Origin of the sequence: Streptosporangium sp. NPDC000509, from assembly GCF_042898365.1 — a bacterium.
Lineage (GTDB): Bacteria > Actinomycetota > Actinomycetes > Streptosporangiales > Streptosporangiaceae > Streptosporangium.
Map to the genome: position 1 here is coordinate 305900 of NZ_JBIAYX010000003.1, position 23101 is coordinate 329000.

Sequence of the window (23101 nt, forward strand, 5' to 3'; positions counted from 1 at the left end):
AGCAGCTAGTGACTACTGGGCGATCTGGGTGAGCTCGAAAGACACCGGCTGCTGCGCCTGGTGCGGGTGCTCGGAACCGGCGTAGACCTTGAGCTTCTTGATCATCTTCCGGCCGAGGGCGTTCTTGGGAAGCATGCCCTTCACGGCCTTCTCGACGGCGCGGTCGGGACGCTTGTCCATGAGCTCGCCGTAGGTCATGGAGCGCAGACCGCCCGGGTAGCCCGAGTGGCGGTAGGCCTTCTTCTGCTCAAGCTTGTTACCGGTCAGCGCGACCTTGTCGGCGTTGATGACGATGACGAAGTCACCGGTGTCGACGTGGTTGGCGAAGGTCGGCTTGTGCTTACCGCGAAGCAGGATCGCGACGTGGCTGGCCAGCCGGCCAAGCACGATGTCGGTGGCGTCGATGATGTGCCACTGACGCTCGACTTCGGCAGGCTTGGGTGTGTACGTGCGCACGGTCGTATGCCTTCTTTGGTCGCGTCTTCGGCGCTGTCGGAGAGGACAGCAACATGGTCGGTAGGTGCGGGCACACGACAGCCCGGACCTTCCGTCTCCAGATAAAGAGGAGATGACGCCGGACGCGCCGCGTATCGGTCTGCTAGAGGAGACCAATTCGCACACAACGAACTAGCAGGATACCGGCGCGGAGGAGCGCATGCAAAACGACATGACTCTCCGGCGGTTCCCCCGGCAGTCTACCCGCCACCGGCCGGTGCCAGGAAACCGTCACACACCGGGCGCCGAGATGATGATTTATCCCGATGTACAGCGCTATATGCCGAATATCCAAGGTCGCCGCGAGCGGGGCGCCGAGACCCGGACGACCGCGGAAAGGGGCCGGTCACCGCGTCGGAACCTCTCCGGGAGCGGGCCTGAAACCGGGCGGCGCGACGTTCCCCGAGAGGGGGCGCCGAACGACGAGTCAAGGACGATCGCGCCGGAACCTTCACAGAACGGTTCCAACATGTTCTCAGCATTCCCTTCTTCCTCACCGCAAACATCTCTATCTTTGATAGCGGTATGTGGCAGCTTCCTCACCCCGGGCATACCCAGCGAGCGCGCCTGCGCCGCATGGGGGTGTTCGTGTGCCTGCTCGCGGTTCTGCTCGTCGGCTTCATCATCGGCCGGGGCAGCCGCGACGAGAAGGCCGCCGACCAGATCTACCTGAACGACACCGGGCCCGTACGCCCCACACCCAGCGGCGCACTCGCCGGCCAAGTCGAGCGCGCCCCGCTCTCCCGGGTCGCCCGCTCCACCCCCGCCCCCGAGGACCGGCGCCCGCGCCCCACCCCGACCCCCGGCACGTCACTCGGCGACTCCGGCGGCTCCGGCGAGGACGGCCCCTCCCGCCTCCTCCTCAACGGCGACGACGGCGGCGCCACCTCCGCCCTCGGCGCGATGGAGCGCGAGGTCGTCCGGCTCGTCAACATCGAGCGCAGGCGGGCCGGATGCGTACCGCTGCGGATCGACAGGAGGCTCACCGTCTCGGCCAGGAGGCACTCGGCCGGAATGGCGGCCACGGGCCGCCTCTCCCACAACTCCGCCGACGGCACCTCCCCCTGGGAGCGGATGGAGGCGACCGGCTACCGCGACGGCGGCGCGGAGAACATCGGGCGCGGCTACACCTCCCCCGACGACGCGGTGCGCAGCTGGATGGGGACGAGCGGCCACCGGCGCAACATCCTCAACTGCGAGCTCAGGGCCACCGGCGTCGGAGCCGTGCGAGGGTCCGACGGCCCCTGGTGGACCCAGGACTTCGGATACTCCTGAGCCAAGCGGCCCCGATACCGGGCTACGCTCGGCGCATGGGTTTTCCCGTGGAGCCGCCGCGCCGCCAGCCTTACAACCGGCCTGACGCGTCGCCGCCCGCACAGGGCCAGCACTGGTTCGACGCCTCGCAGAACAACCGCCCCCCCGACTCCCCCTCCCAGGCCCCACAGACCCCCCGGCCGCAGGGGCGGCCCATCGAGGCGCCCAATGAGCGGCCTCGCAAGGAGATGTGGAGCCCGTACGACGAGGGGCCTCGCTCACGCCGCCCGATCTACATCGCGGCCGGGGCGTTCGCGGCGCTGGTCGCCGCGGGCATCGGCCTCGCCGTGCTGGCCAACTCCGACCCCGACCCGGTGCCCGGCGCGACGGAGCCCACCGTCGCGGCCCCCCTCATCCCGCCCGCGAACACCGCGAAGGGCAAGTTCGGCTTCGCCTCCTCCCGCGCCAGCGACCCGCACCCTCTCACCCTGAACGAGGTGTTCAAGAACAAGAAGATACGGATCGGCGGGCAGACCTACCTGATGACCACCCGCAGGACCGACAAGAAGTGCGACAAGGCCGTGGTCGGGGAGAAGCTCCAGAAGGCCCTCACCTCGGCGCGGTGCAACCAGCTCCTGCGCGCCAGCTTCCGCGACGCCTCGGGGAAGATCATCGGCACCGTGGGGGTCGCCAACCTCAAGACGTCGGCGGGAGCGTCCAAGGTCGTCTCGGCGAGCACCGGCAAGGAGCGGGAGGAATACATCAAACCGCTGCCAGGTAAGGATAAGGTCACCAAACTTCTCGGCACCGGCGAGGCATTCGTCGGCGAATGGCGCCACGGCCACTACGTGGTAATGGTCTGGTTCCAGTACAAAGACGGCCACATGCCGAAGAAAACCGAGGTCAAGAAGCTGAACCAGGCGGCCTTCGGCGCGGCGGACGCGACCGTCACCCCCGCCCTGGAGTCACGGACACTGACCGGAAAACGTCCCTGACCATGGGGTCATATCCCCACTTCGAGGCATGAATCCGACAGACGATACGGCCATACTCGCATGACGATCTCCGGCTGTCGCTAGGCTGCGTCGTATGCGTGGGCAGGAATCCGGGTCCGAGCACCAACGTGAAGCCGAGGGTTCGGCGACACCGGCGACGCCGCCGCCGAGTTTCGGCCAGCCCTCGCCCCACGTGCTGCGGACCGATCTCACAGACGACGAGCAACCCCCCGGCCCTTCCGGGTGGCCGGAGACGGCCCCGGGCGCGGCTCAGCCGTGGACGGTCCCCGGCGACGGCGCCCCCTACGACTGGTACGCCCAGCCGGAGGACGATCCGCCCGCCCCCTGGCCCGGCCCCGCGCACCCCGCGCCCCAGCCGGGACCGCTCTCATACCCGGAACCCTCCGGCCCCACGCGGCCCGAGTTCTCCTCCGACTCCGCGGGTCCCACCAGGCCCGAGTTCCCGCCCGGCCCCTCGCGGGACCCCCGACCGGATCTCCCCGGCCCGCCCGGCTTCCCCTCCGGCCCGCCGCCCGGGTTCCTCCGGGGTCCCTCGCAGGCCCCCCGGCCGGAGTTCCCCCGCGACCCCTCGGGCCCGCCGCCCGGGTTGCACCCACAGGCATCGGAATCCCTTCCCCGCGATCCCTCCGGACCGCCGGGATCTCCCTCCGGCCCCTCGCAGGCCCCCCGGCCCGAGTTCTCCCAGGACTCGGGTCCGCGACCCGAGTTCTCCCGCGATCCCTCGGGTCCGCGGCCCGAGTTCCCCGCGGGTTCCTCGGGTCCGCGGCCGGAGTCCTCCCCCGGCTCCTCGGGCCCCACCTGGTCCGAGTTCTCCCGGCCGGAACCGGCCCCTCCGGCGTGGATCAACTCCCCCACCCCGCCGGAACCCTCACCTCCCGCCTGGCCCACCCCGGAGAACCCGAACGTCTCACCGCGGCCCGGCGGGACGCACGAGGGCGAGCGCCACGAGCACGGGGTTTCCTCGCCACGGGTCGACCAGCCGCTGTCCACCGCGCCCATCGTGCCGGGGGCACCCCCCTGGCAGCCGCCGCCCGCCTTCACGGCGGCGGCCGCGGGCATGCAGGTCTGGCCCTCCTCAGGTCAAGAGACCCCCTGGCCCGCCGCGACCGGCGAGCCGGTGTGGACCGACCCCGAGGAGAGCACCGCTCGCCCGGGAGAGCCCGGCGACATCGCCGTCTGGCCGCCGGACGCCACTCCCTCGAAGGAGCCGGACGAGAGCGACGACACCACGGCCGACGTCCGCGCCGCCGTGGCCGGCGCGCCCGGACACCCCGAGGAGGGAGACCTTCTCGCCTCCGGTCCTCTCCCCCCGACTCGGCAGAACCCTCAGCAGAGTCCGCCCCGCCAGGAGCCTGCCCAGCAGGCCCTCGCGCAGCCCTCTCCCGGACAGGCCACCCATCAGGTCTCCGTGCCCTCACCGGCCACCGGTCCACGAGACGAGAGCCCTCCCGCCCCGTCCGGTTCCGCCCCGTCCGGTCTCACTCCGTCCGGTCCCGCCCCATCAGGTTCCGCCCCGTCCGGCCCCGCCCCGGGGGCTCCGCCCCCCATGGCCGCGCCCACCACCGCGTCCATGACCCAGCCCTTCACACGCCAGGAACCGGAACCGATCTCACAGGTGCCCGTGCCTCCCTTCGGACAGGACACCCGCGACCGGACACCGTCCGAGGCCGCGCAGCCCTTCCCCCTGTCGGACCACACCCCACCGGGCGGCATCCCCGTCGTGACCGGCATCGCCCCCTCGTTCCCCGTTCTCCCGCCCCCGCCGGTGACCTCCTCACCGGTGGACGAGACCGCGGCGCTCCCCGAGAGCGGACCGGCGACGATGCGCGGGGCGTTCACCCCTCTCTCGGAGTTCACCCCCGAACCACCGCCCTCTCCCCCCGAGCCGACCCGCAGCAGGGCGAGTACGACCCTGCTCGCCGCCGTCGTCGCGGTCGTGGTGGTCGGCATCGGCACCGGGGCCTTCTTCGCCTACCAGTCGTTCAGCGCCAAGCAGTCGGCGAACGCGACGGATCCGATTCCCAGGTCGGGGACCCTCGACCCCACCGACGACCTGGACATCACCGGCGAGCCGGAGCCGATCAACACCACGATGCTCAACTCCGAGAAGACCGACCCCGGCACGATGACCGTGGCCGACGCCTTCGGCCAGAAGGTGTCCGTGGCCGGGACGACGTTCAAGCGGGTCAAGACCGACGTCACCGAGCAGTGTCAGAAGGCCGCGTCCGGCAGGTTCGGCGGGACCCTGCGCAGCCAGGACTGCCGCCGCGTGCTACGGGCGACGTACGTGGACAGCAAGCGGAAGTACGCCGTGACCACGGGGATCGCCGTGCTCCCCACCCGCGAGTCCGCGGTGGCGGCCGACAAGGCCAAGGATCTGGACAGCAACCTCTGGTTCCGCGGCCTTCCCTCCGCCGCCGGTACGGGAGGCGAGCGGGTGCACATCGCGGGCGGCTACGCGGCCGGGATGGTGTGGGGCCGCTACATCGTGTTCAGCTACGCCACCTTCAGCGACGGCCACACGCCGACCGCCAAGGAGAAGTCCCTGGGCAAGGTGAGCGGCGCCTTCCGCGACCAGACCGCGAAGGTCGTGGAGCGCCGCGTCACGAACTGATCGTCCGCACCCGGCGGGTCTCCGCGGCCCGCCGGGCGAGCTCGCCCGGCGCGGGGTAGCGCACCTCCTCCAGGCAGAGCCCGTGCGCGGGCGCGACGTGCACCCCCGAGTCCCGTACGGCCCGCGACAGCACCTCTCCCGGCCAGTCGACCGGGAGCCGGCCCTCACCGACGGGCAGCAGCGATCCGACGAGCGCCCGGACCATGGAGTGGCAGAACGCGTCGGCCATCACCGTCGCCACGACGAGGTCGTCCTCACGAACCCAGTCGAGCCGCTTGAGCTCCCGGATCGTGGTCGCGCCCTCGCGTCTCCGGCAGAACGCGGCGAAGTCGTGCTCACCGAGGAGAGCGGCGGCGGCCGCGTTCAACCTGTCCACGTCGAGGGGCCTGTTGTACCAGACGACCTCGCGGCGGCGGAGCGGGTCGACACCTCCGGGGGCGTCGGACAACCGGTAGGCGTAGCGCCTCGACAGCGCCGAGAACCGCGCGTCGAAGCCCTCAGGAGCCACCGTGACGTGATGGACACGGACATCGGGGGGCAGGACTCCGGCGAGTCTCCTGCGCATGGCAGAGAGCCTCTCGCCGAGCTCCCCCTCGGATCCCGGCTCGGGGTCCTCGCCCGCGGCCCCCCTTCGGCGCCCACGGCCGTCCAGCGCGCCGAGCGCGCCGGGATCCAGGTCGACATGGGCCACCTGGCCTCGGGCGTGCACGCCGGCGTCGGTCCGCCCGGCCACGGTCAGCGACGGAGGCTCGGGAAGCCGCAGGATCCTGCCGAGTGCCCCCTCGATCTCCCCCTGGACCGTACGCCGTCCGGGCTGCTTGGCCCAGCCGGAGAAGTCGGTGCCCTCGTAGGCGAGATCCAGTCTCAGCCGTACCACGATGGTTCCCCATGAGACTTGGCGAGCCGCCATCCGGCGGACTCGGGAAGTGTTGACGTGCTCTTCGGCTCGCCGCGGGCCGGTGGTTGTCCGGCATCGGACGATCAGGTCGCGGGACCCGTAGCCGAAACGGGCGGCGGAGCCGTGAACACCGAGCGTTCCGCCCCCGCCACCGCCGCGACGGATGGAAAAGGCCCGGCGCTCACCGGCGCCGCGATCCTTCGCGGTGGCGGCGCCCGCGACGGACGGAAAAGGGCCCGGCGCTCCCTGTGGAGGGAGTGCCGGGCCCTTTCACGGGGCCTGAGAGATCAGGCGTTGTCCTTCTTGGCCTCGGTCTCCTCGGCGGGAGCCTCGGTCGTCTCCTCGGAGGCCTTCGTCTCCTCGGTGGTCTCGGCCTTGGTCTCCTCGACCTCGGCCTCCTTGGCCTCTTCCGCCTTGGGCTCGGCGGCCTTGGCGGCGGCCGGGGTCCGGCTGGTCGTGACCTTGTTCAGCGGCTCGGACACCAGCTCGATCACGGCCATGGGGGCGGCGTCGCCCTTGCGGAGGCCGATCTTGGTGATCCGGGTGTAGCCACCGGGACGCTCGGCGAAGGTCGGGGCGATCTCGGTGAAGAGGTGGTGGACGACACCCTTGTCCCTGACGATCGTCAGCACCTGGCGACGGTTGTGCATGTCGCCCTTCTTCGCCTTGGTGATCAGCTTCTCCGCCACCGGACGCAGACGCTTCGCCTTGGCCTCGGTGGTCTTGATCCGGCCGTGCTGGAACAGCTGGGTGGCGAGGTTCGCCAGGATGAGCCGCTCGTGGGCCGGGCTGCCGCCGAGACGGGCACCCTTGGTGGGCCTAGGCATAACGTTCTCCTTGGGAGTAAACCCGCCCCGGCCGTACGAGGTACCGGGGTCGGGCCGAGGGCCGCGAGGCCCTCGTCATCGTGAAACGCGGTGACACCCGAGGTGACGGGAGGCCACCCGGTGTCGCGGAGCGCCGTGAGGCGCCCCTGGACTCAGTACTGCTCGGTCTCGACGTAGGCGCTGTCGTCGTCGTCGTAGCCGCCGCCGGCCACCGCGCTCGGGTCGAACCCGGGCGGGGAGTCCTTGAGCGCCAGCGTCATCTCGTGCAGCTTCTGCTTGACCTCTTCGATGGACTTGGCGCCGAAATTCCTTATATCGAGAAGGTCCTGCTCGCTGCGGGCCACGAGCTCACCCACGGTGTGGATGCCCTCGCGCTTGAGGCAGTTGTAGGAGCGGACCGTGAGGTTCAGCTCCTCGATCGGCAGCGCGAGGTCGGCGGCGAGGGCCGCGTCCGTCGGCGACGGGCCGATGTCGATGCCCTCGGCCTCGACGTTCAGCTCGCGGGCGAGACCGAACAGCTCGACGAGGGTCTTACCGGCGGAGGCCACCGCGTCGCGGGGCTTCATGCACGGCTTGGTCTCGACGTCCAGGATCAGACGGTCGAAGTCGGTGCGCTGCTCGACTCGGGTCGCCTCGACCTTGTAGGTGACCTTGAGCACCGGGGAGTAGATGGAGTCGATCGGGATGCGACCGATCTCCTGGCCCGGCTGCTTGTTCTGCGCGGCGGAGACGTAGCCGCGACCGCGCTCGACGGTCAGCTCCATCTCCAGCTTCGCCTTGCCGTTCAGGGTGGCGATGCGCAGCTCGGGGTTGTGCACCTCGACACCGGCCGGCGGCGCGATGTCGGCGGCGGTGACGTCACCGGGGCCCTGCTTGCGCAGGTACATCACCACGGGCTCGTCGTGCTCGGAGGAGACGACCAGGTCCTTGAGGTTCAGGATGATGTCGGTGACATCCTCCTTGACGCCCGGCACGGTGGTGAACTCGTGCAGCACGCCCTCGATGCGGATGCTCGTCACGGCCGCGCCCGGGATGGACGACAGCAACGTGCGACGCAGCGAGTTGCCGATGGTGTAGCCGAAACCCGGCTCCAGCGGCTCGATGATGAACTTGGACCGGGTCTCCTCAAGGGATTCCTCAAGGAGGGAGGGACGCTGAGCGATCAGCATGTGCAAATCTCCCTTGCATGGCGACGCCCGCTATTTGACGCCGCTCGAACAACAGCGTAGGTGCCGTACGGCGAATCGCCGTACGGCACCGACAGGAGCCGCTACTTGGAGTAGAGCTCGACGATCAACTGCTCCTGGACCTGGGTGTCGATCTGCTGACGGACCGGGAGCTGGTGAACCAGGACGCGCAGCGCGTCCGGGATGACGCCGAGCCACGCCGGGTACGTCTTGTCACCGGCGGTGGCGCGGGCCACCTCGTAGGGCAGGAGGTTGCGCGACTTCTCGCGGACCTCGACGATGTCGTGCTCGCGCACCCGGTACGACGGGATGTCGACCTTCTTGCCGTTCACCAGGATGTGTCCGTGACGGACCTGCTGGCGGGCGGCGTCGCGCGACTCCGCGAAACCGGCGCGGTAGACCACGTTGTCGAGACGGCTCTCCAGGATCTGGAGGAGGTTCTCGCCGGTCTTGCCGGTCTTGCGGTTGGCTTCCTCGTAGTAGTTGTGGAACTGCTTCTCGAGGACGCCGTAAATGCGGCGGGTCTTCTGCTTCTCACGAAGCTGGAGCTGGTACTCAGACTCCTTGGGACGGCCGCGGCCGTGCTCACCCGGCGGGTAAGGACGGATCTCGATGGGGCACTTCGCGGACTCACACTTCTTGCCCTTGAGGAAGAGCTTGGTCTTCTCCCTGCGGCAGAGCTTGCAGTCCGCACCCGTGTAACGAGCCATTTTCTATCTTCTCCTGGGCGTCAGACGCGGCGGCGCTTGGGCGGGCGGCAGCCGTTGTGCGGCACGGGGGTGACGTCCTGGATGGACCCGACCTCGAGTCCGGTCGCCTGAAGCGAGCGGATCGCGGTCTCACGGCCGGAGCCGGGGCCCTTGACGAAGACGTCGACCTTGCGCATGCCGTGCTCCATGGCGCGGCGGGCGGCGTTCTCCGCGGCCATCTGCGCCGCGAACGGGGTGGACTTACGGGAGCCCTTGAACCCGACGTGGCCGGCGCTGGCCCAGGAGATCACGTTCCCACTCGGGTCGGTGATCGAAACGATCGTGTTGTTGAACGTGCTCTTGATGTGGGCGTGCCCGTGAGCGACGTTCTTCTTTTCCTTGCGGCGCACCTTCTTGGGTGCACCCTGGCGGCTCTTAGGAGGCATTCTTTGCCTTCACTCCTGAGGTCTTCGGTCCTGCGGCTACGCGGACTACTTCTTACCGGGCTTCTTCTTGCCGGCCACGGTCTTCTTCTTGCCCTTACGGGTGCGCGCGTTGGTCTGCGTACGCTGACCGTGCACGGGAAGGCCACGGCGGTGCCGAATGCCCTGGTAGCACTGAATCTCGATCTTGCGACGGATGTCGGCCTGAACTTCGCGACGGAGGTCACCCTCGATCTTGAAGTTGGCCTCGATGTAGTCGCGCAGCGGCACCAGCTCTTCGTCGGTCAGCTGGTGAACCCGCAGGTCGCCGTTGACGCCGGTGGCCTTGAGGGTTTCGAGCGCACGAGTGCGGCCGATTCCGAAAATGTAGGTGAGAGCGATCTCCAGCCGCTTGTCGCGGGGGAGGTCTACACCAACCAGGCGAGCCATGGTCGGGCATTCTCCTTCGTTATGGCGGAGGTCCTGCGCCTCACTTCCCCTCCCCATGCCCGGGGTGAGGGCCCCGGCCTCCGACCGGGGGTCTCCTGCGGGGTACGGCGTGAGCCGCCTGCGCAGGTGTGAGACGCGATTACGTGAAAGCCCCACATGAATCGAGTCCGCCTCTTGGAGCGGACTCTCATGGGGCCTTGTCTGGAGCGACTAGCCCTGACGCTGCTTGTGGCGCAGGTTGTCGCAGATCACCATGACGCGACCGTGCCGGCGAATCACCTTGCACTTGTCACAGATCTTCTTGACGCTCGGCTTGACCTTCATAGTCCTATTCGTCCCTCAGACGCGCTTACTTGTATCGGTAGACGATCCGCCCACGACTGAGGTCGTAGGGGCTCAGTTCGACGACAACCCTGTCGTCAGGAAGGATTCGGATGTAGTGCATCCGCATCCGCCCGCTGATGTGGGCCAGGACCTTATGGCCGTTATCGAGCTGCACCCGGAACATCGCGTTCGGGAGCGACTCAACCACAGTGCCCTCGATCTCGATGGCGCCGTCTTTCTTGGCCATGTCCCTCGCGTTTCACTGATCGGTCGTCTGAGGCTTCGGAACACTAAGCAGCCGCGACCCAGCGCTTCGATGAGAGCGGCGGTTGCGACACCGCCGATGCGCAATGGTCATAGTGAACCGAAAAAGGAGTGTACGGCACCGGGCGAGGAAATGCGAAACACACGGCCGGTGCCTTGACACAACTGCTACGAAGGATACCGCAGATCCTGAGCGGGCTGGACGACACGACTCGGCACGCGAAACACTCGCGCCCTCATTGTGGCACGTCCGACCAGGTCAGGCCAGCATCCCGGCGACCGGACCGAGCCGAGCGGCCCGACGTCCCGGCGACCGAGCCGGGTAAGCCCGGCCGGTATCCCGTCGGCCGGACCGTGCGGGCGACACGGGAAGGCCCCCGGCGACGCCGCGCCGGGGGCCCGTTCGGCCGACCCTGTCGATCAACGTTCCTCGACCGGTTCTCCTTGATCAAGGCTTCTCGGTCGACGCTCCTCGATCACGTCCCGCTGAAAGGCCCCCCGCCCTCACCGGGCGCCCCCGAGGACCGCCCCCGCGGAAGGCCCCCGAGGGCCACCTCCGCGGAAGGCGCCGGAAGACGCCTCAGAAGGCGTCACCCCAGCGGCCGCAGTCGTCGAACTTGTCGCGGCCCTCGCAGACCCTGATCTTGAAGTCGTCGAAGCCGCTGCTCTTCTTGAACCCGCCGAACTTGGTGAAGCCGGAGCGGCCGAAGGTGCTGAACACCTTGGTGTGCGAGCCGAACCTGTCGTGCCACTTGAACCACACGTAGCTGCGCTCACGATCACGGTCACGGTCGAACAGGTCGCCGTAGAACCAGTAGCGGCCGCCGCTGCTGGTCCAGTAGCCCTTGAAGTACGAGCGCCTGCCGAAGCTCTCGCCACCGCCGAAGCCCGAGTAGTACGGACCGAAGAAGTGCTTGCTCGACGCCTGGGTCTCCTGGGCCGCGACGGCGGACCCCGCGGAGGCCTGCGTGGCGGCCGTCGCCGACGGGGCGGCGACCACACCCGCGGCCAGCGAACCTGCCAGCGCCGCTCCGACCAGGGCTGTACGGATCTTGCTCATTGGATCTTCCTCCTGCGAACCGGGGTCCTGTCGTTCGGACACCGCTCACGTTAGGAAGATTCAACGCCATCATCTGTGGAGGAATGCACACTCAACGCCCAGAGTGCACTATTACCGCTTCCTGTCCCGCCCCTGGCCGCCGGCGATCGTGGCCACCAGCAACACCACGCCCCACGGGCCCATCACCCACAGGGGCCACGGGTAGGGGAAGTCTCCGGTCACCCCGATGATGAGCCAGATCACCCAGTTGATGCCGCTCGCCGTCGCCCAGACGGCCCAGGCCTCCGCCATGCCCTTGCCCTGCTTGTTCTTCCCCTCGACCGCCTTGGAGCGCTCAGGGGCGCGTGAGGGGACCTCGGGGAGCCGGCGCAGGTCGACGTCCGGAAGGTCGGAGGTGAGGACGGCGAGCTCACCGTACGTCTTGCTCGTGTAGAGCTGCTCAAGGCGCTCGTCGAACTCCTCCGTGGTCAGCCGGCCCTGCGCGTAGTGCTCCCTCAGGACCGAGGCGACCTTGTCACGGTCTCCGTCGGAGGCTCGCATCTCCGGACCAGCCGCCATCTCAACCCCATCCGCTCGCCGACGGGCCGAAACTAGCCCGCGTTTCCCAACAGGTCGGCAAGCCGCTCTTTCCCCCCGTCAAGGGCGGTCAATACCCAAGGACCATTATGTGTCACGGCGACGCTGTGTTCGAAGTGCGCGGAGACCTTCCCGTCGATCGTGACCACGGTCCAGTCGTCGGCGAGCACCTTGGTCCTGTCCGTCCCGAGGTTCACCATCGGCTCGACGGCGAAGCACATGCCGGGCTCGAACTTCGGGCCCCGGCCCGGCTTGCCGTGGTTGGCCACCCACGGGTCCATGTGCATCTCGGTGCCGATGCCGTGACCGCCGTACTCCTGCGGGATGCCGTAGCGCCCCTGGGAGCGGATGTACTTCTCCACCTCGTGCCCGATGTCGGACAGGTGACGGCCCACGGTGAGCGCGGCGATCCCGCGCCACATGGCCTCCTCGGTGACCCTCATCAGCTCGGTCAGCTTGGGATCGACCTCGCCGACCGGGACCGTGACGGCCGAGTCGCCGTGCCAGCCGTCCAGGATGGCTCCGCAGTCGATCGAGATGATGTCGCCCTCCCGCAGCGGACGGCGGTCACTCGGGATGCCGTGGACGACCTCGTGGTTGACCGAGGCGCAGATCGTCGCGGGAAATCCCTGGTAGCCCTTGAAGGAGGGGATCGCCCCCTCGTCCCTGATCGCCTTCTCCGCGATCGCGTCGAGGTCCAGGGGTGTCATACCCGGTCGGACGCTCTCCCTGAGCAGCTGCAGGGTACGGCCGACCACGAGGCCTGCCGCCCGCATCTTGTCCACCTGCTCGGGCGTCTTCAGCTGGATTCCGTGCTTGTTCTTCTTGAACACCTGCGCACCCCCTGGGGTGGTTCAACGGGCGGTCCGGGACCCCAATTCCCCCGATTCTGCCCTAAATGACAGCACACCACCCATGGGAAACCCATGGGTGGTGTGCACCGTGTCGTCGTTCGGCCGGCCAGCGAAGGGGTCGCTAGCCGATGAAGGGCCTCAGGGCCTCCATCGCGCGCTGGGTGATCTCTTCCACCGGCCCCGTGGCGTCGACCCCGACCAGGATGCCCTCGTCGGCGTAGAAGGAGACCAGGGGCGCCGTCTGCTCCTGGTAGACCTCCAGGCGGTGCCTGACGGTCTCCTCCTTGTCGTCGTCCCGCTGGTACAGCCGGCCCTCACAGGCGTCGCAGATGTCGTCCTTCTTGTCATCGAAGTCGACGTGCCAGATGCGGCCGCACTGGCTGCAGGTCCGGCGGCCCGCGAGCCTGCGGACGACCTCCTCGTCGTCGACCACGAGCTCCAGGACGATGTCCAGACCGACCTGGAACTCGGCGAGCATCTTCTTCAGGATCTCGGCCTGGGGCACGTTCCTGGGGAAGCCGTCGAGCAGGAAGCCGTCCTGCGCGTCGTTCTCGGCGAGGCGGTCGCGGACCATCGCGATGGTGACCTCGTCGGGCACGAGGTCACCGCGGTCCATGTATTCCTTGGCAAGCTTGCCGAGCTCCGTGCCGCCCGAGACATTGGCGCGGAAGATGTCACCTGTCGAAATCTTCGGGATCGACAGGTTCGATGCGACGAACTGGGCCTGTGTCCCCTTACCCGCTCCGGGGGGCCCGACCAGGACGAGGCGCACTACTTCAGGAAGCCTTCATAATTACGCTGCTGCAACTGGCTCTCGATCTGCTTCACGGTGTCGAGGCCGACACCAACCATGATCAGAATGCTCGTTCCTCCGAACGGGAAGTTCTGACTCGCACCGACGAGCGCCAGCGCGACGATCGGCACCATGGAGATCAGGCCCAGATACAGCGCGCCTGGAGCGGTGAGTCGCGTGAGCACGTAGTTCAAGTACTCGGCCGTCGGGCGACCCGGGCGGATACCCGGGATGAACCCACCGTACTTCTTCATGTTGTCGGCGACTTCAACGGGGTTGAAGGTAATCGACACGTAGAAGTACGTGAAGAAGACGATAAGCAGGAAGAAGGTGATCATGTACGTCGGGGTGGTCCCGCCACCGCCGAACTCCTGCGAGATCCACTGGATGATCGGGTGCGGCTCTTCCTGGGTGTTCGAGAAGAGCGTGGTGATCAGCTGCGGGAGGTAGAGCAGCGAGGAGGCGAAGATGACCGGGATGATGCCGGCCTGGTTGACCTTGAGCGGGATGTAGGTCGACGTCCCGCCGTACATTCTGCGGCCGACCATGCGCTTGGCGTACTGCACCGGGATCCGGCGCTGTGCCTGCTCCACCATCACGACCAGGGCGATCATCGCGATACCGACCACGATGACCACGCCGAAGACGAAGCCACCCTTCTGGCGGGCGATGTTCAGCAGCTCGGACGGGAAGACCGCGATGACCTGCGTGAAGATCAGGATGGACATGCCGTTGCCGATACCGCGATCGGTGATGAGCTCGCCCAGCCACATGACGACGGCGGTGCCGGCGGTCATGGTCAGCACCATCGTGACGATGGCGAAGACGTTGTCCTTGTCGAGAAGGATCTCCTCGCGGCACTGCGGGAAGAGCTGGCCGCTGCGGGCGAGCGCCACGAAGGCGGTCGACTGCAGGACCGCCAGGCCGACCGTGAGGTAACGGGTGTACTGCGTGATCTTGGTCTGCCCGGACTGTCCCTCCTTCTTGAGGGCTTCCAGTCGCGGAATGACCACGACGAGCAACTGAAGAATGATGCTCGCGGTGATGTACGGCATGATGCCGAGGGCGAAGACTGAAAGTTTCAGAAGGGCGCCGCCGCTGAACAGCTGCACCATTCCGTAGATGTTGCCCGCGTCCCCCGCTTGCGCCTGGGTGAGACAACGGCTGATGTTCTCGGTATGCACACCCGGAGTCGGCAGGACCGACCCAAGTCGGAACAGCGCGATGATGCCCAAAGTGAAGAGCAGCTTCTTACGCAGGTCCGGCGTACGGAACGCTCGGGTAAATGCGGTCAGCACGGTCCCTCCTGCGCGCCTGAAAGGCGAGGTCGGTCAGCGATGGTGCGGGGGTGTTCCATCTTTGCCATATCCAGTCAATGAGCCCAAGGAAATGAGTCGAGGCCCACTGTCCAGCGAACTCTAACGCACTACGGGCGCGGGAGCCCATTACGAGCCCCCGCGCCGCGTGATGATAACGCCTACAGCTCGGAGACGGAGCCCCCGGCCGCGGCGATCTTATCCTTGGCGCTGGCCGAGAAGGCATGCGCCTCCACGTTCAACGCCACGGAGATGTCACCGGTTCCCAGAACCTTGACGAGTTGGTTCTTGCGAACCGCGCCCTTCGCGACGAGCGTGTCGACGGTGACGTCGCCACCCTCGGGGAACAGCTCGCCGAGCTTGTCAAGGTTGACGACCTGGTAGGTCGTCTTGAACAGGGCGTTGGAGAAGCCCTTGAACTTGGGCAGGCGCCGCTGCAGCGGAACCTGGCCACCCTCGAAACCGAGGGGGACCGTGTTCCTGGCCCTCGTGCCCTTGGTGCCACGACCCGCGGTCTTGCCCTTGGACGCCTCGCCGCGGCCCTTGCGGACCTTCGACTTGTTGGCGCCGGGAGCCGGACGCAGGTGGTGGATGCGGAGCGGAGTGTTCTCTGCCATGTCTAGTCGACCTCTTCCACGGTGACGAGGTGCGTCACCACGGTGACCATGCCGCGGATCTCCGGGCGGTCCTCCTTGACGACGACATCGCCGATTCGCTTCAGACCGAGCGAGCGCAGCGAGTCACGCTGGTTCTGCTTGCCACCGATCTTGGAACGGACCTGGGTAATCTTCAGGCGTGCCATGGACTAGCTCACCGCCTTCGCGGCCGCGGCCTCCGCGAGGCCCTCGGCGCGAGCCTTGAGCATCCTCTTGGGGGCGACGTCCTCGATCGGGAGGCCGCGGCGGGCCGCGATCTCCTCGGGGCGGCTGAGGCCCTTCAGGGCCGCCACGGTGGCGTGCACGATGTTGATCGGGTTGTCCGAGCCGAGCGACTTGGACAGCACGTCGTGAATGCCGGCGCACTCCAGCACGGCGCGCACCGGACCACCGGCGATGACGCCGGTACCGGGCGAGGCCGGGCGGAGGAAGACGACGCCCGCCGCCTCCTCACCCTGCACGATGTGCGGGATGGTGCCCTGGATACGGGGCACCTTGAAGAAGTGCTTCTTGGCCTCTTCGACACCCTTGGCGATCGCCGCGGGCACCTCCTTGGCCTTGCCGTAGCCGACACCGACCATGCCGTTGCCGTCACCGACGATGACGAGGGCGGTGAAGCTGAAGCGACGACCACCCTTCACGACCTTGGCCACTCGGTTGATCTTCACAACGCGCTCGATGTACGAGACGCCCTTGTCAGCGTTTCCACCGCGGCGATCGTCACGACGACCGTCACGCCGCTCGCCACCGGCGGCGCCACCGCGACGCGGAGCTCCGGCCATTAGTGGTTCCTCTTCTCATTCGTAAGACGGGCCATCGGGTGCGATCCTGGATTGCGATCCTGGGACGGAGTCATCAGAACTCCAGTCCGCCTTCGCGAGCGCTGTCTGCCAGCGCCGCGATGCGGCCCGCGTAGCGGTTGCCACCCCGGTCGAACACGACCGCGGTGATCCCGGCTGCCTTGGCCCGCTGAGCGAGAAGCTCGCCGACCTGCTTGGCCTTGTCGGTCTTGGCGCCCTCCGCCGAGCGCAGGGAGGCGTCCATGGTGGACGCGCTCACCAGCGTGTGGCCCTGGGTGTCGTCGACGATCTGCACGAAGAGGTGCTTCGTGGACCGGTTGACGACCAGGCGCGGACGTGTGGCCGTACCGGCCACCTTCTTGCGGACTCGGCCGTGGCGGCGGGCCCGCGAGACGGCGCGGGCGGCCGTGTGCTTGCCGAACGCAGTCTTGCCAGCCATGCCTACTTACCAGCCTTTCCGACCTTGCGGCGGATAACTTCACCCTGGTAGCGCACGCCCTTGCCCTTGTACGGGTCGGGCTTGCGCAACTTGCGGATGTTCGCGGCGATCTCGCCGACCTTCTGCTTGTCGATGCCGTCCACGTGGAACAGCGTCGGCTTCTCGACGCGGAAGGTGACACCCTCGGGGGCGTCGACGATCACCGGGTGGCTGAAGCCGAGAGCGAACTCAAGCTGAGTCGGGCTCTTGGCCTGCACTCGGTAACCGACGCCCACGATCTCCAGGGTCTTCGAGTAACCCTGGGTGACACCGGTCACCATGTTGGCGACCAGGGTGCGAGACAGACCGTGCAGCGCACGGACCCTGTTCTCGTCGTTGGGACGGGTGACGGACAGATTGCCGTCGTCACCCTTGGCGATCGCGATGGGTTCCGCGACCGTGTGTGAAAGCGTGCCCTTGGGGCCCTTGACCGTGACGTCCCGGCCGTCGATGGCGACGTCCACTCCGTTCGGTACGGGGATGGGCAGCCGTCCGATTCTTGACATGCTGTTCGTTCTCCCCTCTACCAAACGAAGGCGAGGACTTCCCCGCCCACTCCACGCTTGCCGGCCTGCTTGTCCGTCATGAGGCCGCCGGACGTCGAGATGATCGCGACGCCCAGTCCGCCCAGGACTCGGGGCAGGTTGTCCTTCTTTGCATAGACCCGCAGGCCGGGCTTGGAGACCCGGCGCAGACCCGAGAGGGAACGCTCACGGGTCGGCCCGAACTTCAGCTCCACCACGAGGTTCTTTCCGACCTTGGCGTCTTCGACGCTCCAGGACTGGATGTAACCCTCCTGCTGGAGGATCTCGGCGATGTGCGCCTTGATCTTCGAGTACGGCATCGCCACGCTGTCGTGGTACGCCGAGTTCGCGTTTCGCAGACGCGTCAGCATGTCTGCGATCGGGTCGGTCATCGTCATGGCCGGTGGCCTTCCTCACCGCGGTTTCCACAGGGGACCTTCGGTGCGGTCGTGGGCGCCTGTAGGCGGCGCCCGGTGAATACGACTTCTATGTGCGGCCGGTGCCTCGCGCGGGCCCGTGATCGCTCACGGGGCCGCGCGGAGGGCTACCAGCTCGACTTGGTGATGCCGGGCAGCTCGCCCCGGTGCGCCATCTCGCGGAAGCAGATGCGGCACAGGCCGAACTTCCTGAAGACGGCGCGGGGACGACCACAGCGCGAGCACCGAGTGTACGCCCGGACCTCGAACTTGGCCTTGCGAGCAGCCTTGACCTTGAGCGACGTCTTCGCCATGATCAGGCCTCCTTGAAGGGGAAGCCGAGCTGCTTCAGCAGTGCCCGGCCCTGGTCGTCGGTCTTAGCGGTGGTCACGACGGTGATGTCCATACCACGCTGGCGGTCGACCTTGTCCTGGTCGATCTCGTGGAACATGACCTGCTCGGTGAGACCGAAGGTGTAGTTGCCGTTGCCGTCGAACTGCTTGGGCGACAGACCGCGGAAGTCACGGATACGGGGCAGCGCCAGCGAGAGCAGCCGGTCGAGGAACTCCCACATCCGGTCACCGCGCAGCGTGACGTGCGCACCGATCGGCATGCCCTCGCGCAGCTTGAACTGGGCGATGGACTTGCGGGCGCGGACGACCGCCGGCTTCTGACCGGTGATCACGGTGAGGTCGCGGACGGCGCCTTCGATGAGCTTCGAGTCGCGCGCGGCCTCGCCGACACCCATGTTCACCTTGATCTTGGTGATGGTGGGCACCAGCATGATGTTCTCGAACTCGAACTGCTCGTTCAGCTTCGCGATGATCTCTTCGCGGTAGCGCTGCTTGAGGCGCGGGAGGGCCCGCTGTTCGGTCTCAGTGGTGTTCGCGGTCATCAGTTGTCCTCACCCGTCTCCTCGGAAGCGGCCTTGGCCGACTCCTTCTTGGCGGGCTTGTCGTCCTTGGAAGGCTTCTCATCCTTGAGCTTCTTGACGTTGCTCACGTGGATGGGAGCCTCCATGGTCTGCACGCCACCGGCCTTGGCACCGCGCGGACCCTGGTTGGTCTCCTTGCTGTGCTTCTTGACCATGTTGACGCCCTCGACCACCACGCGCTCGTCACGCGGGTGGGCGGCGATCACACGACCCTTGGCACCCTTGTCCTTGCCGGCGATGACCAGGACGAGGTCACCCTTCTTCACATGAAGCTTCGGCATTACAACACCTCCGGCGCGAGCGAGATGATCCGCATGAACTTCTTGTCACGCAGCTCACGTCCGACGGGACCGAAGATGCGGGTGCCCCGGGGGTCGCCACTGTCCTTGATGATGACGGCGGCGTTCTCGTCGAAGCGGATGTAGGAGCCGTCGGGCCGGCGGCGCTCCTTGACAGTGCGGACGATGACGGCCTTGACCACATCGCCCTTCTTCACGGTGCCGCCCGGGATGGCGTCCTTGACCGTGGCGACGATGATGTCACCGATTCCCGCGTAACGTCGGCCCGAGCCACCGAGAACACGGATGCAAAGGACTTCCTTCGCACCGGTGTTGTCGGCGACCTTGAGCCGCGACTCCTGCTGGATCACTTGAACTCCTGTTTGTCTCGCCGGTTCTCACCCGTGGTTTCGGGTGAGCCTTGCGGAACCTGCTGGTCTTTTTCCTCCGGCGACAGCCCTCGCGGACCGCCGTCGCAGGCGGGGCGAAGATCGCTTCGCCCCCTTGGACGCCATCATGGGGGGTGACGGTGTCACCCCCCACGAGGCGCGTTACCTACTTGGCCTTCTCGAGGATCTCGATGACGCGCCAGCGCTTGCTGGCGGACAGCGGCCGGGTCTCCATCAGGAGGACGCGGTCGCCGACACCGCAGGTGTTGGCCTCGTCGTGCGCCTTGTACTTGGTCGTCCTGCGGATGACCTTGCCGTACAGGGGGTGCTTGACGCGGTCCTCGACAGCGACCACGACAGTCTTGTCCATCTTGTCACTGACGACCAGACCCTCACGGGTCTTGCGGTAGTTCCGCGTCTCGGTCGTGGTTTCCGTGGCCTCAGCCATCGATCGACTCCTTCTCTACCGTGACGATTCCGAGCTCCCGCTCGCGCATCACGGTGTAGATACGGGCGATCTCGCGGCGGACGGCGCGCAGCCGCCCGTGGCTCTCCAACTGGCCGGTCGCTGCCTGGAAGCGGAGGTTGAACAGCTCCTCCTTGGCCTCCTTCAGCTTCGTGACCAGGGTGTCCTGGTCTTCCACCCGCAGCTCACCGGCGGTCAGGCCCTTAGCCATCACGCCTCACCCACTTCACGCTTGACGAACCGGCACTTCATCGGCAGCTTGTGCATCGCACGACGCAGGGCTTCGCGAGCCACCGGCTCGGCGACACCCGAAAGCTCGAACATGATGCGACCGGGCTTGACGTTCGCGACCCACCACTCCGGCGAACCCTTACCGGAACCCATGCGGGTCTCGGCGGGCTTCTTGGTGAGGGGGCGGTCCGGATAGATGTTGATCCAGACCTTTCCGCCACGCTTGATGTGACGGGTCATCGCGATACGAGCCGACTCGATCTGACGGTTGGTCACGTAGGAGTGCTCAATCGCCTGAATGCCGAACTCGCCGAACACGACCCTGGTGCCACCCTTGGCGGCGCCGTGACGGTCGGGCCGGTGCTGCTTGCGGTGCTTGACCCTGCGCGGGATCAGCATGGTCAGCTCCCTTCAGCACCCGGCTGCGCAGCCGGGCCGGTCTCGGGGGCGGCCTGCGAGGCCGCCTCGGTCCTGGGGGCGGCGGAGCCACCCGAAGCGCGGTCACCGCGGCCGGCGCCGGCACCACGACGGGCGCCACCGGCGCCACGACGGGGACGGTCGCCGCCACCGGCACCGGGGCCACGACGGTCGTCGCGGTCACGGCGCTGGCCCGCGCGAGCACCGGCGGCGGCCGCCTCGCGCTCGGCGCGGCTGGTCGGAGCCTCACCCTTGTAGATCCACACCTTCACGCCGATGCGACCGAAGGTGGTGCGGGCCTCGTACAGGCCGTAGTCGATGTCCGCGCGGAGGGTGTGCAGGGGCACACGGCCCTCGCGGTAGAACTCCGAACGGGACATCTCGGCGCCGCCGAGACGGCCGGAGCACTGCACCCGGATGCCCTTGGCACCGCTCTTCATCGCCGACTGCATCGCCTTGCGCATGGCACGGCGGAACGAGACACGGCTGGACAGCTGCTCGGCCACACCCTGGGCGACGAGCTGAGCGTCGATCTCAGGGTTCTTGACCTCGAGGATGTTCAGCTGGACCTGCTTCTTGGTCAGCTTCTCGAGGTCACCGCGGATCCGGTCCGCCTCGGCGCCGCGGCGGCCGATGACGATGCCCGGACGGGCGGTGTGAATGTCGACCTGTACCCGGTCGGTGGTCCGCTCGATCTCCACCTTGGAGATGCCGGCCCGCTCCATGCCCTTCTTGAGCATGCGGCGGATCGCCACATCCTCGGCAACGTACGACTTGTAGAGCTTGTCGGCATACCACCGGCTCTTGAAGTCGGTCGTGATGCCGAGGCGGAACCCGTGCGGGTTAACCTTCTGACCCACTAGCGGGTCCTCCCCTTCGGCTCGCGGGACTCCACGATCACGGTGATGTGGCTGGTCCGCTTGTTGATCCGATAGGCACGACCCTGAGCACGGGGACGAAACCGCTTCAGCGTCGGGCCCTCGTCGACCCAGGCACGGCTCACGAAGAGCGTGTCACGGTCGAGCTTGAAATTGTGCTCCGCGTTGGCAATGGCGCTCGAAAGCACCTTGTACACGGTCTCGCTCGCCGACTGGGGAGCGAACTGCAGCACGGCCTGCGCCTCCGAAGCGGGCAGCCCGCGAATGAGGTCCACCACACGGCGGGCCTTCATGGGCGTGTGGCGCGCGAACCGCGCCTGAGCCCTGGCTTCCATCGCTTACTCCTCTTACCCTTCGTTTTGGTCGAGTCCGTCTCACCCGTGACGATCGCTTCCGATCGTTCTCGTCTCGACGTCCTCTTCCTGAGGCGCTTATCGCCGGCTGCGGCGGTCTTCCTTGACGTGGCTGCGGAAGGTTCGCGTGGGAGCGAACTCACCCAGCTTGTGGCCGATCATCGACTCGGTGACGAACACCGGGACGTGCTTGCGGCCGTCGTGAACGGCGATCGTGTGACCAAGCATGTCGGGCACGATCATGGAGCGCCGCGACCACGTCTTGATGACGTTCTTGGTGCCCTTCTCGTTCTGGACATCCACCTTCTTCTGAAGGTGGTCGTCCACGAAGGGACCCTTCTTAAGGCTACGTGGCATTTTGGCTGCTCCTACCGCTTCTTCCGCTTGGTACGACGGCGGATGATCAGCCGGTCGCTGGCCTTGTTCGCCGCACGGGTACGTCCCTCGGGCTTGCCCTTGGGGTTGACGGGGTGACGACCGCCGGAGGTCTTACCCTCACCACCACCGTGCGGGTGGTCGACCGGGTTCATCGCGACACCGCGGACGGTGGGGCGCTTGCCCTTCCACCGCATGCGTCCGGCCTTACCCCAGTTGATGTTGGCCTGCTCGGCGTTGCCGACCTGGCCGATCGAGGCCCGGCAGCGGACATCGACCTGGCGCATCTCACCGGAGGGCATACGCAGCGTGGCGTACTGGCCCTCCTTGGCGAGGAGCTGGATCTGCGCGCCGGCGGACCGGCCCAGCTTGGCGCCACCGCCCGGACGGAGCTCCACCGCGTGGATGAAGGTACCGGTCGGGATGTTGCGCAGCGGGAGGCAGTTGCCCGGCTTGATGTCGGCCGTGGGGCCGTTCTCGATGTGGTCGCCCTGCTTGAGGCCGGTCGGGCAGAGGATGTAGCGCTTCTCCCCGTCGGCGTAGTGCAGCAGCGCGATGCGAGACGTGCGGTTCGGGTCGTACTCGATGTGAGCGACCTTGGCCGGGATCCCGTCCTTGTCGTGACGCCGGAAATCGATGATCCGGTAGGCGCGCTTGTGGCCACCACCCTGGTGACGGGTGGTGACTCGGCCGTGGACGTTACGGCCACCCTTGCTGTGCAGGGGTGCAAGCAGCGACTTCTCGGGCGTGCTGCGCGTGATCTCGGCGAAGTCCGAGACGCTGGCGCCGCGGCGACCCGGGGTCGTCGGCTTGAGTTTACGGATGCCCATCTTTTTCGTTCATCCTTCGTCGGTTAATCCGGTCGAA

At 67.3% G+C, this 23101-nt stretch carries 34 protein-coding genes; 3 read left to right on the forward strand and 31 right to left on the reverse strand.

The features are described from left to right. Nucleotides 1–12: 12 nt before the first annotated feature. Nucleotides 13–456: a 50S ribosomal protein L13 gene (gene rplM, locus ACFY3D_RS07565; RefSeq protein ID WP_344746717.1), complete on the reverse strand. Its 444-nt coding sequence runs from the start codon at nucleotides 454–456 to the stop codon at nucleotides 13–15. 564 nt (nucleotides 457–1020) lie between these two features. Between rplM and ACFY3D_RS07570 the strand changes: the two genes are divergently transcribed. The 3 genes from ACFY3D_RS07570 (at nucleotide 1021) to ACFY3D_RS07580 (ending at nucleotide 5379) form a co-directional block, all read left to right on the forward strand. Beyond that, nucleotides 1021–1770, forward strand: coding sequence for a CAP domain-containing protein (locus ACFY3D_RS07570; protein ID WP_350943294.1), 750 nt, complete (start codon nucleotides 1021–1023; stop codon nucleotides 1768–1770). Nucleotides 1771–1805: 35 nt separating this feature from the next. Beyond that, entirely contained in the window at nucleotides 1806–2744 is a 939-nt protein-coding gene (locus ACFY3D_RS07575) for a hypothetical protein (RefSeq protein WP_389976183.1), read from the forward strand. 94 nt (nucleotides 2745–2838) lie between these two features. Continuing rightward, nucleotides 2839–5379, forward strand: coding sequence for a hypothetical protein (locus tag ACFY3D_RS07580; protein ID WP_389976186.1), 2541 nt, complete (start codon nucleotides 2839–2841; stop codon nucleotides 5377–5379). Here the strand turns inward: ACFY3D_RS07580 and truA are convergent. The 30 genes from truA to rplB all read right to left on the reverse strand — a co-directional run bounded on the left by truA (nucleotide 5369) and on the right by rplB (nucleotide 23064). Continuing rightward, nucleotides 5369–6289, reverse strand: a complete 921-nt coding sequence (gene truA / locus ACFY3D_RS07585; protein ID WP_389976189.1) for a tRNA pseudouridine(38-40) synthase TruA — start codon at nucleotides 6287–6289, stop codon at nucleotides 5369–5371. The two genes, ACFY3D_RS07580 and truA, sit on opposite strands and share 11 nt — an antisense overlap. 275 nt (nucleotides 6290–6564) lie before the next feature. Then, nucleotides 6565–7104, reverse strand: coding sequence for a 50S ribosomal protein L17 (gene rplQ / locus ACFY3D_RS07590; RefSeq protein WP_362762924.1), 540 nt, complete (start codon nucleotides 7102–7104; stop codon nucleotides 6565–6567). A gap of 152 nt (nucleotides 7105–7256) precedes the next feature. Beyond that, nucleotides 7257–8273, reverse strand: coding sequence for a DNA-directed RNA polymerase subunit alpha (locus ACFY3D_RS07595; RefSeq protein ID WP_089210160.1), 1017 nt, complete (start codon nucleotides 8271–8273; stop codon nucleotides 7257–7259). Nucleotides 8274–8374: 101 nt separating this feature from the next. Then, complete coding sequence (rpsD, locus tag ACFY3D_RS07600; protein WP_350943285.1) at nucleotides 8375–9001, reverse strand: 30S ribosomal protein S4; 627 nt, start codon at nucleotides 8999–9001, stop codon at nucleotides 8375–8377. Between the two features lie 20 nt (nucleotides 9002–9021). Then, the gene (gene rpsK / locus ACFY3D_RS07605) at nucleotides 9022–9426 is read right to left on the reverse strand and encodes a 30S ribosomal protein S11 (protein ID WP_012887860.1); all 405 of its coding nucleotides are present in this window, start codon (nucleotides 9424–9426) and stop codon (nucleotides 9022–9024) included. Between the two features lie 45 nt (nucleotides 9427–9471). Next, the gene (gene rpsM / locus ACFY3D_RS07610; RefSeq protein WP_306859572.1) at nucleotides 9472–9852 is read right to left on the reverse strand and encodes a 30S ribosomal protein S13; all 381 of its coding nucleotides are present in this window, start codon (nucleotides 9850–9852) and stop codon (nucleotides 9472–9474) included. Between the two features lie 210 nt (nucleotides 9853–10062). Then, a complete protein-coding gene (rpmJ, locus tag ACFY3D_RS07615; protein ID WP_003956441.1) occupies nucleotides 10063–10176 on the reverse strand; it encodes a 50S ribosomal protein L36 in 114 nt (37 codons plus the stop codon). A 25-nt stretch (nucleotides 10177–10201) separates the two neighbouring features. Further along, the gene (gene infA / locus ACFY3D_RS07620; protein ID WP_012887858.1) at nucleotides 10202–10423 is read right to left on the reverse strand and encodes a translation initiation factor IF-1; all 222 of its coding nucleotides are present in this window, start codon (nucleotides 10421–10423) and stop codon (nucleotides 10202–10204) included. Nucleotides 10424–11020: 597 nt separating this feature from the next. Beyond that, nucleotides 11021–11500, reverse strand: coding sequence for a hypothetical protein (locus ACFY3D_RS07625; protein WP_350943283.1), 480 nt, complete (start codon nucleotides 11498–11500; stop codon nucleotides 11021–11023). 111 nt (nucleotides 11501–11611) lie between these two features. Beyond that, a complete protein-coding gene (locus tag ACFY3D_RS07630; RefSeq protein WP_389976192.1) occupies nucleotides 11612–12058 on the reverse strand; it encodes a DUF1707 domain-containing protein in 447 nt (148 codons plus the stop codon). Nucleotides 12059–12090: 32 nt separating this feature from the next. Continuing rightward, complete coding sequence (map, locus tag ACFY3D_RS07635; protein WP_350943281.1) at nucleotides 12091–12909, reverse strand: type I methionyl aminopeptidase; 819 nt, start codon at nucleotides 12907–12909, stop codon at nucleotides 12091–12093. Nucleotides 12910–13051: 142 nt separating this feature from the next. Further along, on the reverse strand, nucleotides 13052–13702 hold the full coding sequence (locus ACFY3D_RS07640; RefSeq protein ID WP_389976195.1) for an adenylate kinase: 651 nt from the start codon (nucleotides 13700–13702) through the stop codon (nucleotides 13052–13054). Then, a complete protein-coding gene (secY, locus tag ACFY3D_RS07645; protein ID WP_350943279.1) occupies nucleotides 13702–15021 on the reverse strand; it encodes a preprotein translocase subunit SecY in 1320 nt (439 codons plus the stop codon). The genes ACFY3D_RS07640 and secY overlap by 1 nt, the downstream gene beginning before the upstream one ends. A gap of 179 nt (nucleotides 15022–15200) precedes the next feature. Beyond that, nucleotides 15201–15656, reverse strand: coding sequence for a 50S ribosomal protein L15 (gene rplO / locus ACFY3D_RS07650; RefSeq protein ID WP_350943278.1), 456 nt, complete (start codon nucleotides 15654–15656; stop codon nucleotides 15201–15203). Nucleotides 15657–15658: 2 nt separating this feature from the next. Beyond that, complete coding sequence (rpmD, locus tag ACFY3D_RS07655) at nucleotides 15659–15841, reverse strand: 50S ribosomal protein L30 (RefSeq protein ID WP_012887849.1); 183 nt, start codon at nucleotides 15839–15841, stop codon at nucleotides 15659–15661. A 3-nt stretch (nucleotides 15842–15844) separates the two neighbouring features. Then, entirely contained in the window at nucleotides 15845–16477 is a 633-nt protein-coding gene (gene rpsE, locus ACFY3D_RS07660; RefSeq protein WP_329089955.1) for a 30S ribosomal protein S5, read from the reverse strand. A gap of 73 nt (nucleotides 16478–16550) precedes the next feature. Further along, on the reverse strand, nucleotides 16551–16934 hold the full coding sequence (rplR, locus tag ACFY3D_RS07665) for a 50S ribosomal protein L18 (protein ID WP_344913778.1): 384 nt from the start codon (nucleotides 16932–16934) through the stop codon (nucleotides 16551–16553). Nucleotides 16935–16936: 2 nt separating this feature from the next. Continuing rightward, nucleotides 16937–17479: a 50S ribosomal protein L6 gene (gene rplF, locus ACFY3D_RS07670; RefSeq protein WP_362503034.1), complete on the reverse strand. Its 543-nt coding sequence runs from the start codon at nucleotides 17477–17479 to the stop codon at nucleotides 16937–16939. Between the two features lie 17 nt (nucleotides 17480–17496). Next, nucleotides 17497–17895 carry a 30S ribosomal protein S8 gene (rpsH, locus tag ACFY3D_RS07675; protein WP_350943276.1) on the reverse strand — a complete coding sequence of 133 codons (399 nt, stop codon included), beginning with the start codon at nucleotides 17893–17895 and terminating at the stop codon, nucleotides 17497–17499. 146 nt (nucleotides 17896–18041) lie between these two features. Next, complete coding sequence (locus tag ACFY3D_RS07680; protein ID WP_068896544.1) at nucleotides 18042–18227, reverse strand: type Z 30S ribosomal protein S14; 186 nt, start codon at nucleotides 18225–18227, stop codon at nucleotides 18042–18044. A 2-nt stretch (nucleotides 18228–18229) separates the two neighbouring features. Next, nucleotides 18230–18808: a 50S ribosomal protein L5 gene (gene rplE, locus ACFY3D_RS07685; protein WP_350943275.1), complete on the reverse strand. Its 579-nt coding sequence runs from the start codon at nucleotides 18806–18808 to the stop codon at nucleotides 18230–18232. Continuing rightward, nucleotides 18808–19128 (reverse strand): 50S ribosomal protein L24, encoded by a 321-nt coding sequence (gene rplX / locus ACFY3D_RS07690; protein ID WP_350943274.1) that lies wholly within the window; start codon nucleotides 19126–19128, stop codon nucleotides 18808–18810. Before rplX ends, rplE begins: the two co-directional genes overlap by 1 nt. Next, complete coding sequence (rplN, locus tag ACFY3D_RS07695) at nucleotides 19128–19496, reverse strand: 50S ribosomal protein L14 (RefSeq protein WP_012887841.1); 369 nt, start codon at nucleotides 19494–19496, stop codon at nucleotides 19128–19130. The genes rplX and rplN overlap by 1 nt, the downstream gene beginning before the upstream one ends. 184 nt (nucleotides 19497–19680) lie before the next feature. After that, nucleotides 19681–19962: a 30S ribosomal protein S17 gene (gene rpsQ / locus ACFY3D_RS07700; RefSeq protein WP_326635528.1), complete on the reverse strand. Its 282-nt coding sequence runs from the start codon at nucleotides 19960–19962 to the stop codon at nucleotides 19681–19683. After that, nucleotides 19955–20191 carry a 50S ribosomal protein L29 gene (gene rpmC, locus ACFY3D_RS07705; protein ID WP_030912909.1) on the reverse strand — a complete coding sequence of 79 codons (237 nt, stop codon included), beginning with the start codon at nucleotides 20189–20191 and terminating at the stop codon, nucleotides 19955–19957. The genes rpsQ and rpmC overlap by 8 nt, the downstream gene beginning before the upstream one ends. Continuing rightward, entirely contained in the window at nucleotides 20191–20610 is a 420-nt protein-coding gene (gene rplP, locus ACFY3D_RS07710) for a 50S ribosomal protein L16 (protein WP_350943270.1), read from the reverse strand. Before rplP ends, rpmC begins: the two co-directional genes overlap by 1 nt. Before the next feature lie 2 nt (nucleotides 20611–20612). Next, nucleotides 20613–21488 carry a 30S ribosomal protein S3 gene (gene rpsC / locus ACFY3D_RS07715; protein WP_350943269.1) on the reverse strand — a complete coding sequence of 292 codons (876 nt, stop codon included), beginning with the start codon at nucleotides 21486–21488 and terminating at the stop codon, nucleotides 20613–20615. Further along, nucleotides 21488–21841 (reverse strand): 50S ribosomal protein L22, encoded by a 354-nt coding sequence (rplV, locus tag ACFY3D_RS07720; protein ID WP_030912916.1) that lies wholly within the window; start codon nucleotides 21839–21841, stop codon nucleotides 21488–21490. The genes rpsC and rplV overlap by 1 nt, the downstream gene beginning before the upstream one ends. A 96-nt stretch (nucleotides 21842–21937) precedes the next feature. Next, on the reverse strand, nucleotides 21938–22216 hold the full coding sequence (rpsS, locus tag ACFY3D_RS07725) for a 30S ribosomal protein S19 (RefSeq protein WP_012887835.1): 279 nt from the start codon (nucleotides 22214–22216) through the stop codon (nucleotides 21938–21940). 11 nt (nucleotides 22217–22227) lie between these two features. Next, the gene (rplB, locus tag ACFY3D_RS07730) at nucleotides 22228–23064 is read right to left on the reverse strand and encodes a 50S ribosomal protein L2 (protein ID WP_350943268.1); all 837 of its coding nucleotides are present in this window, start codon (nucleotides 23062–23064) and stop codon (nucleotides 22228–22230) included. Nucleotides 23065–23101: the final 37 nt, after the last annotated feature.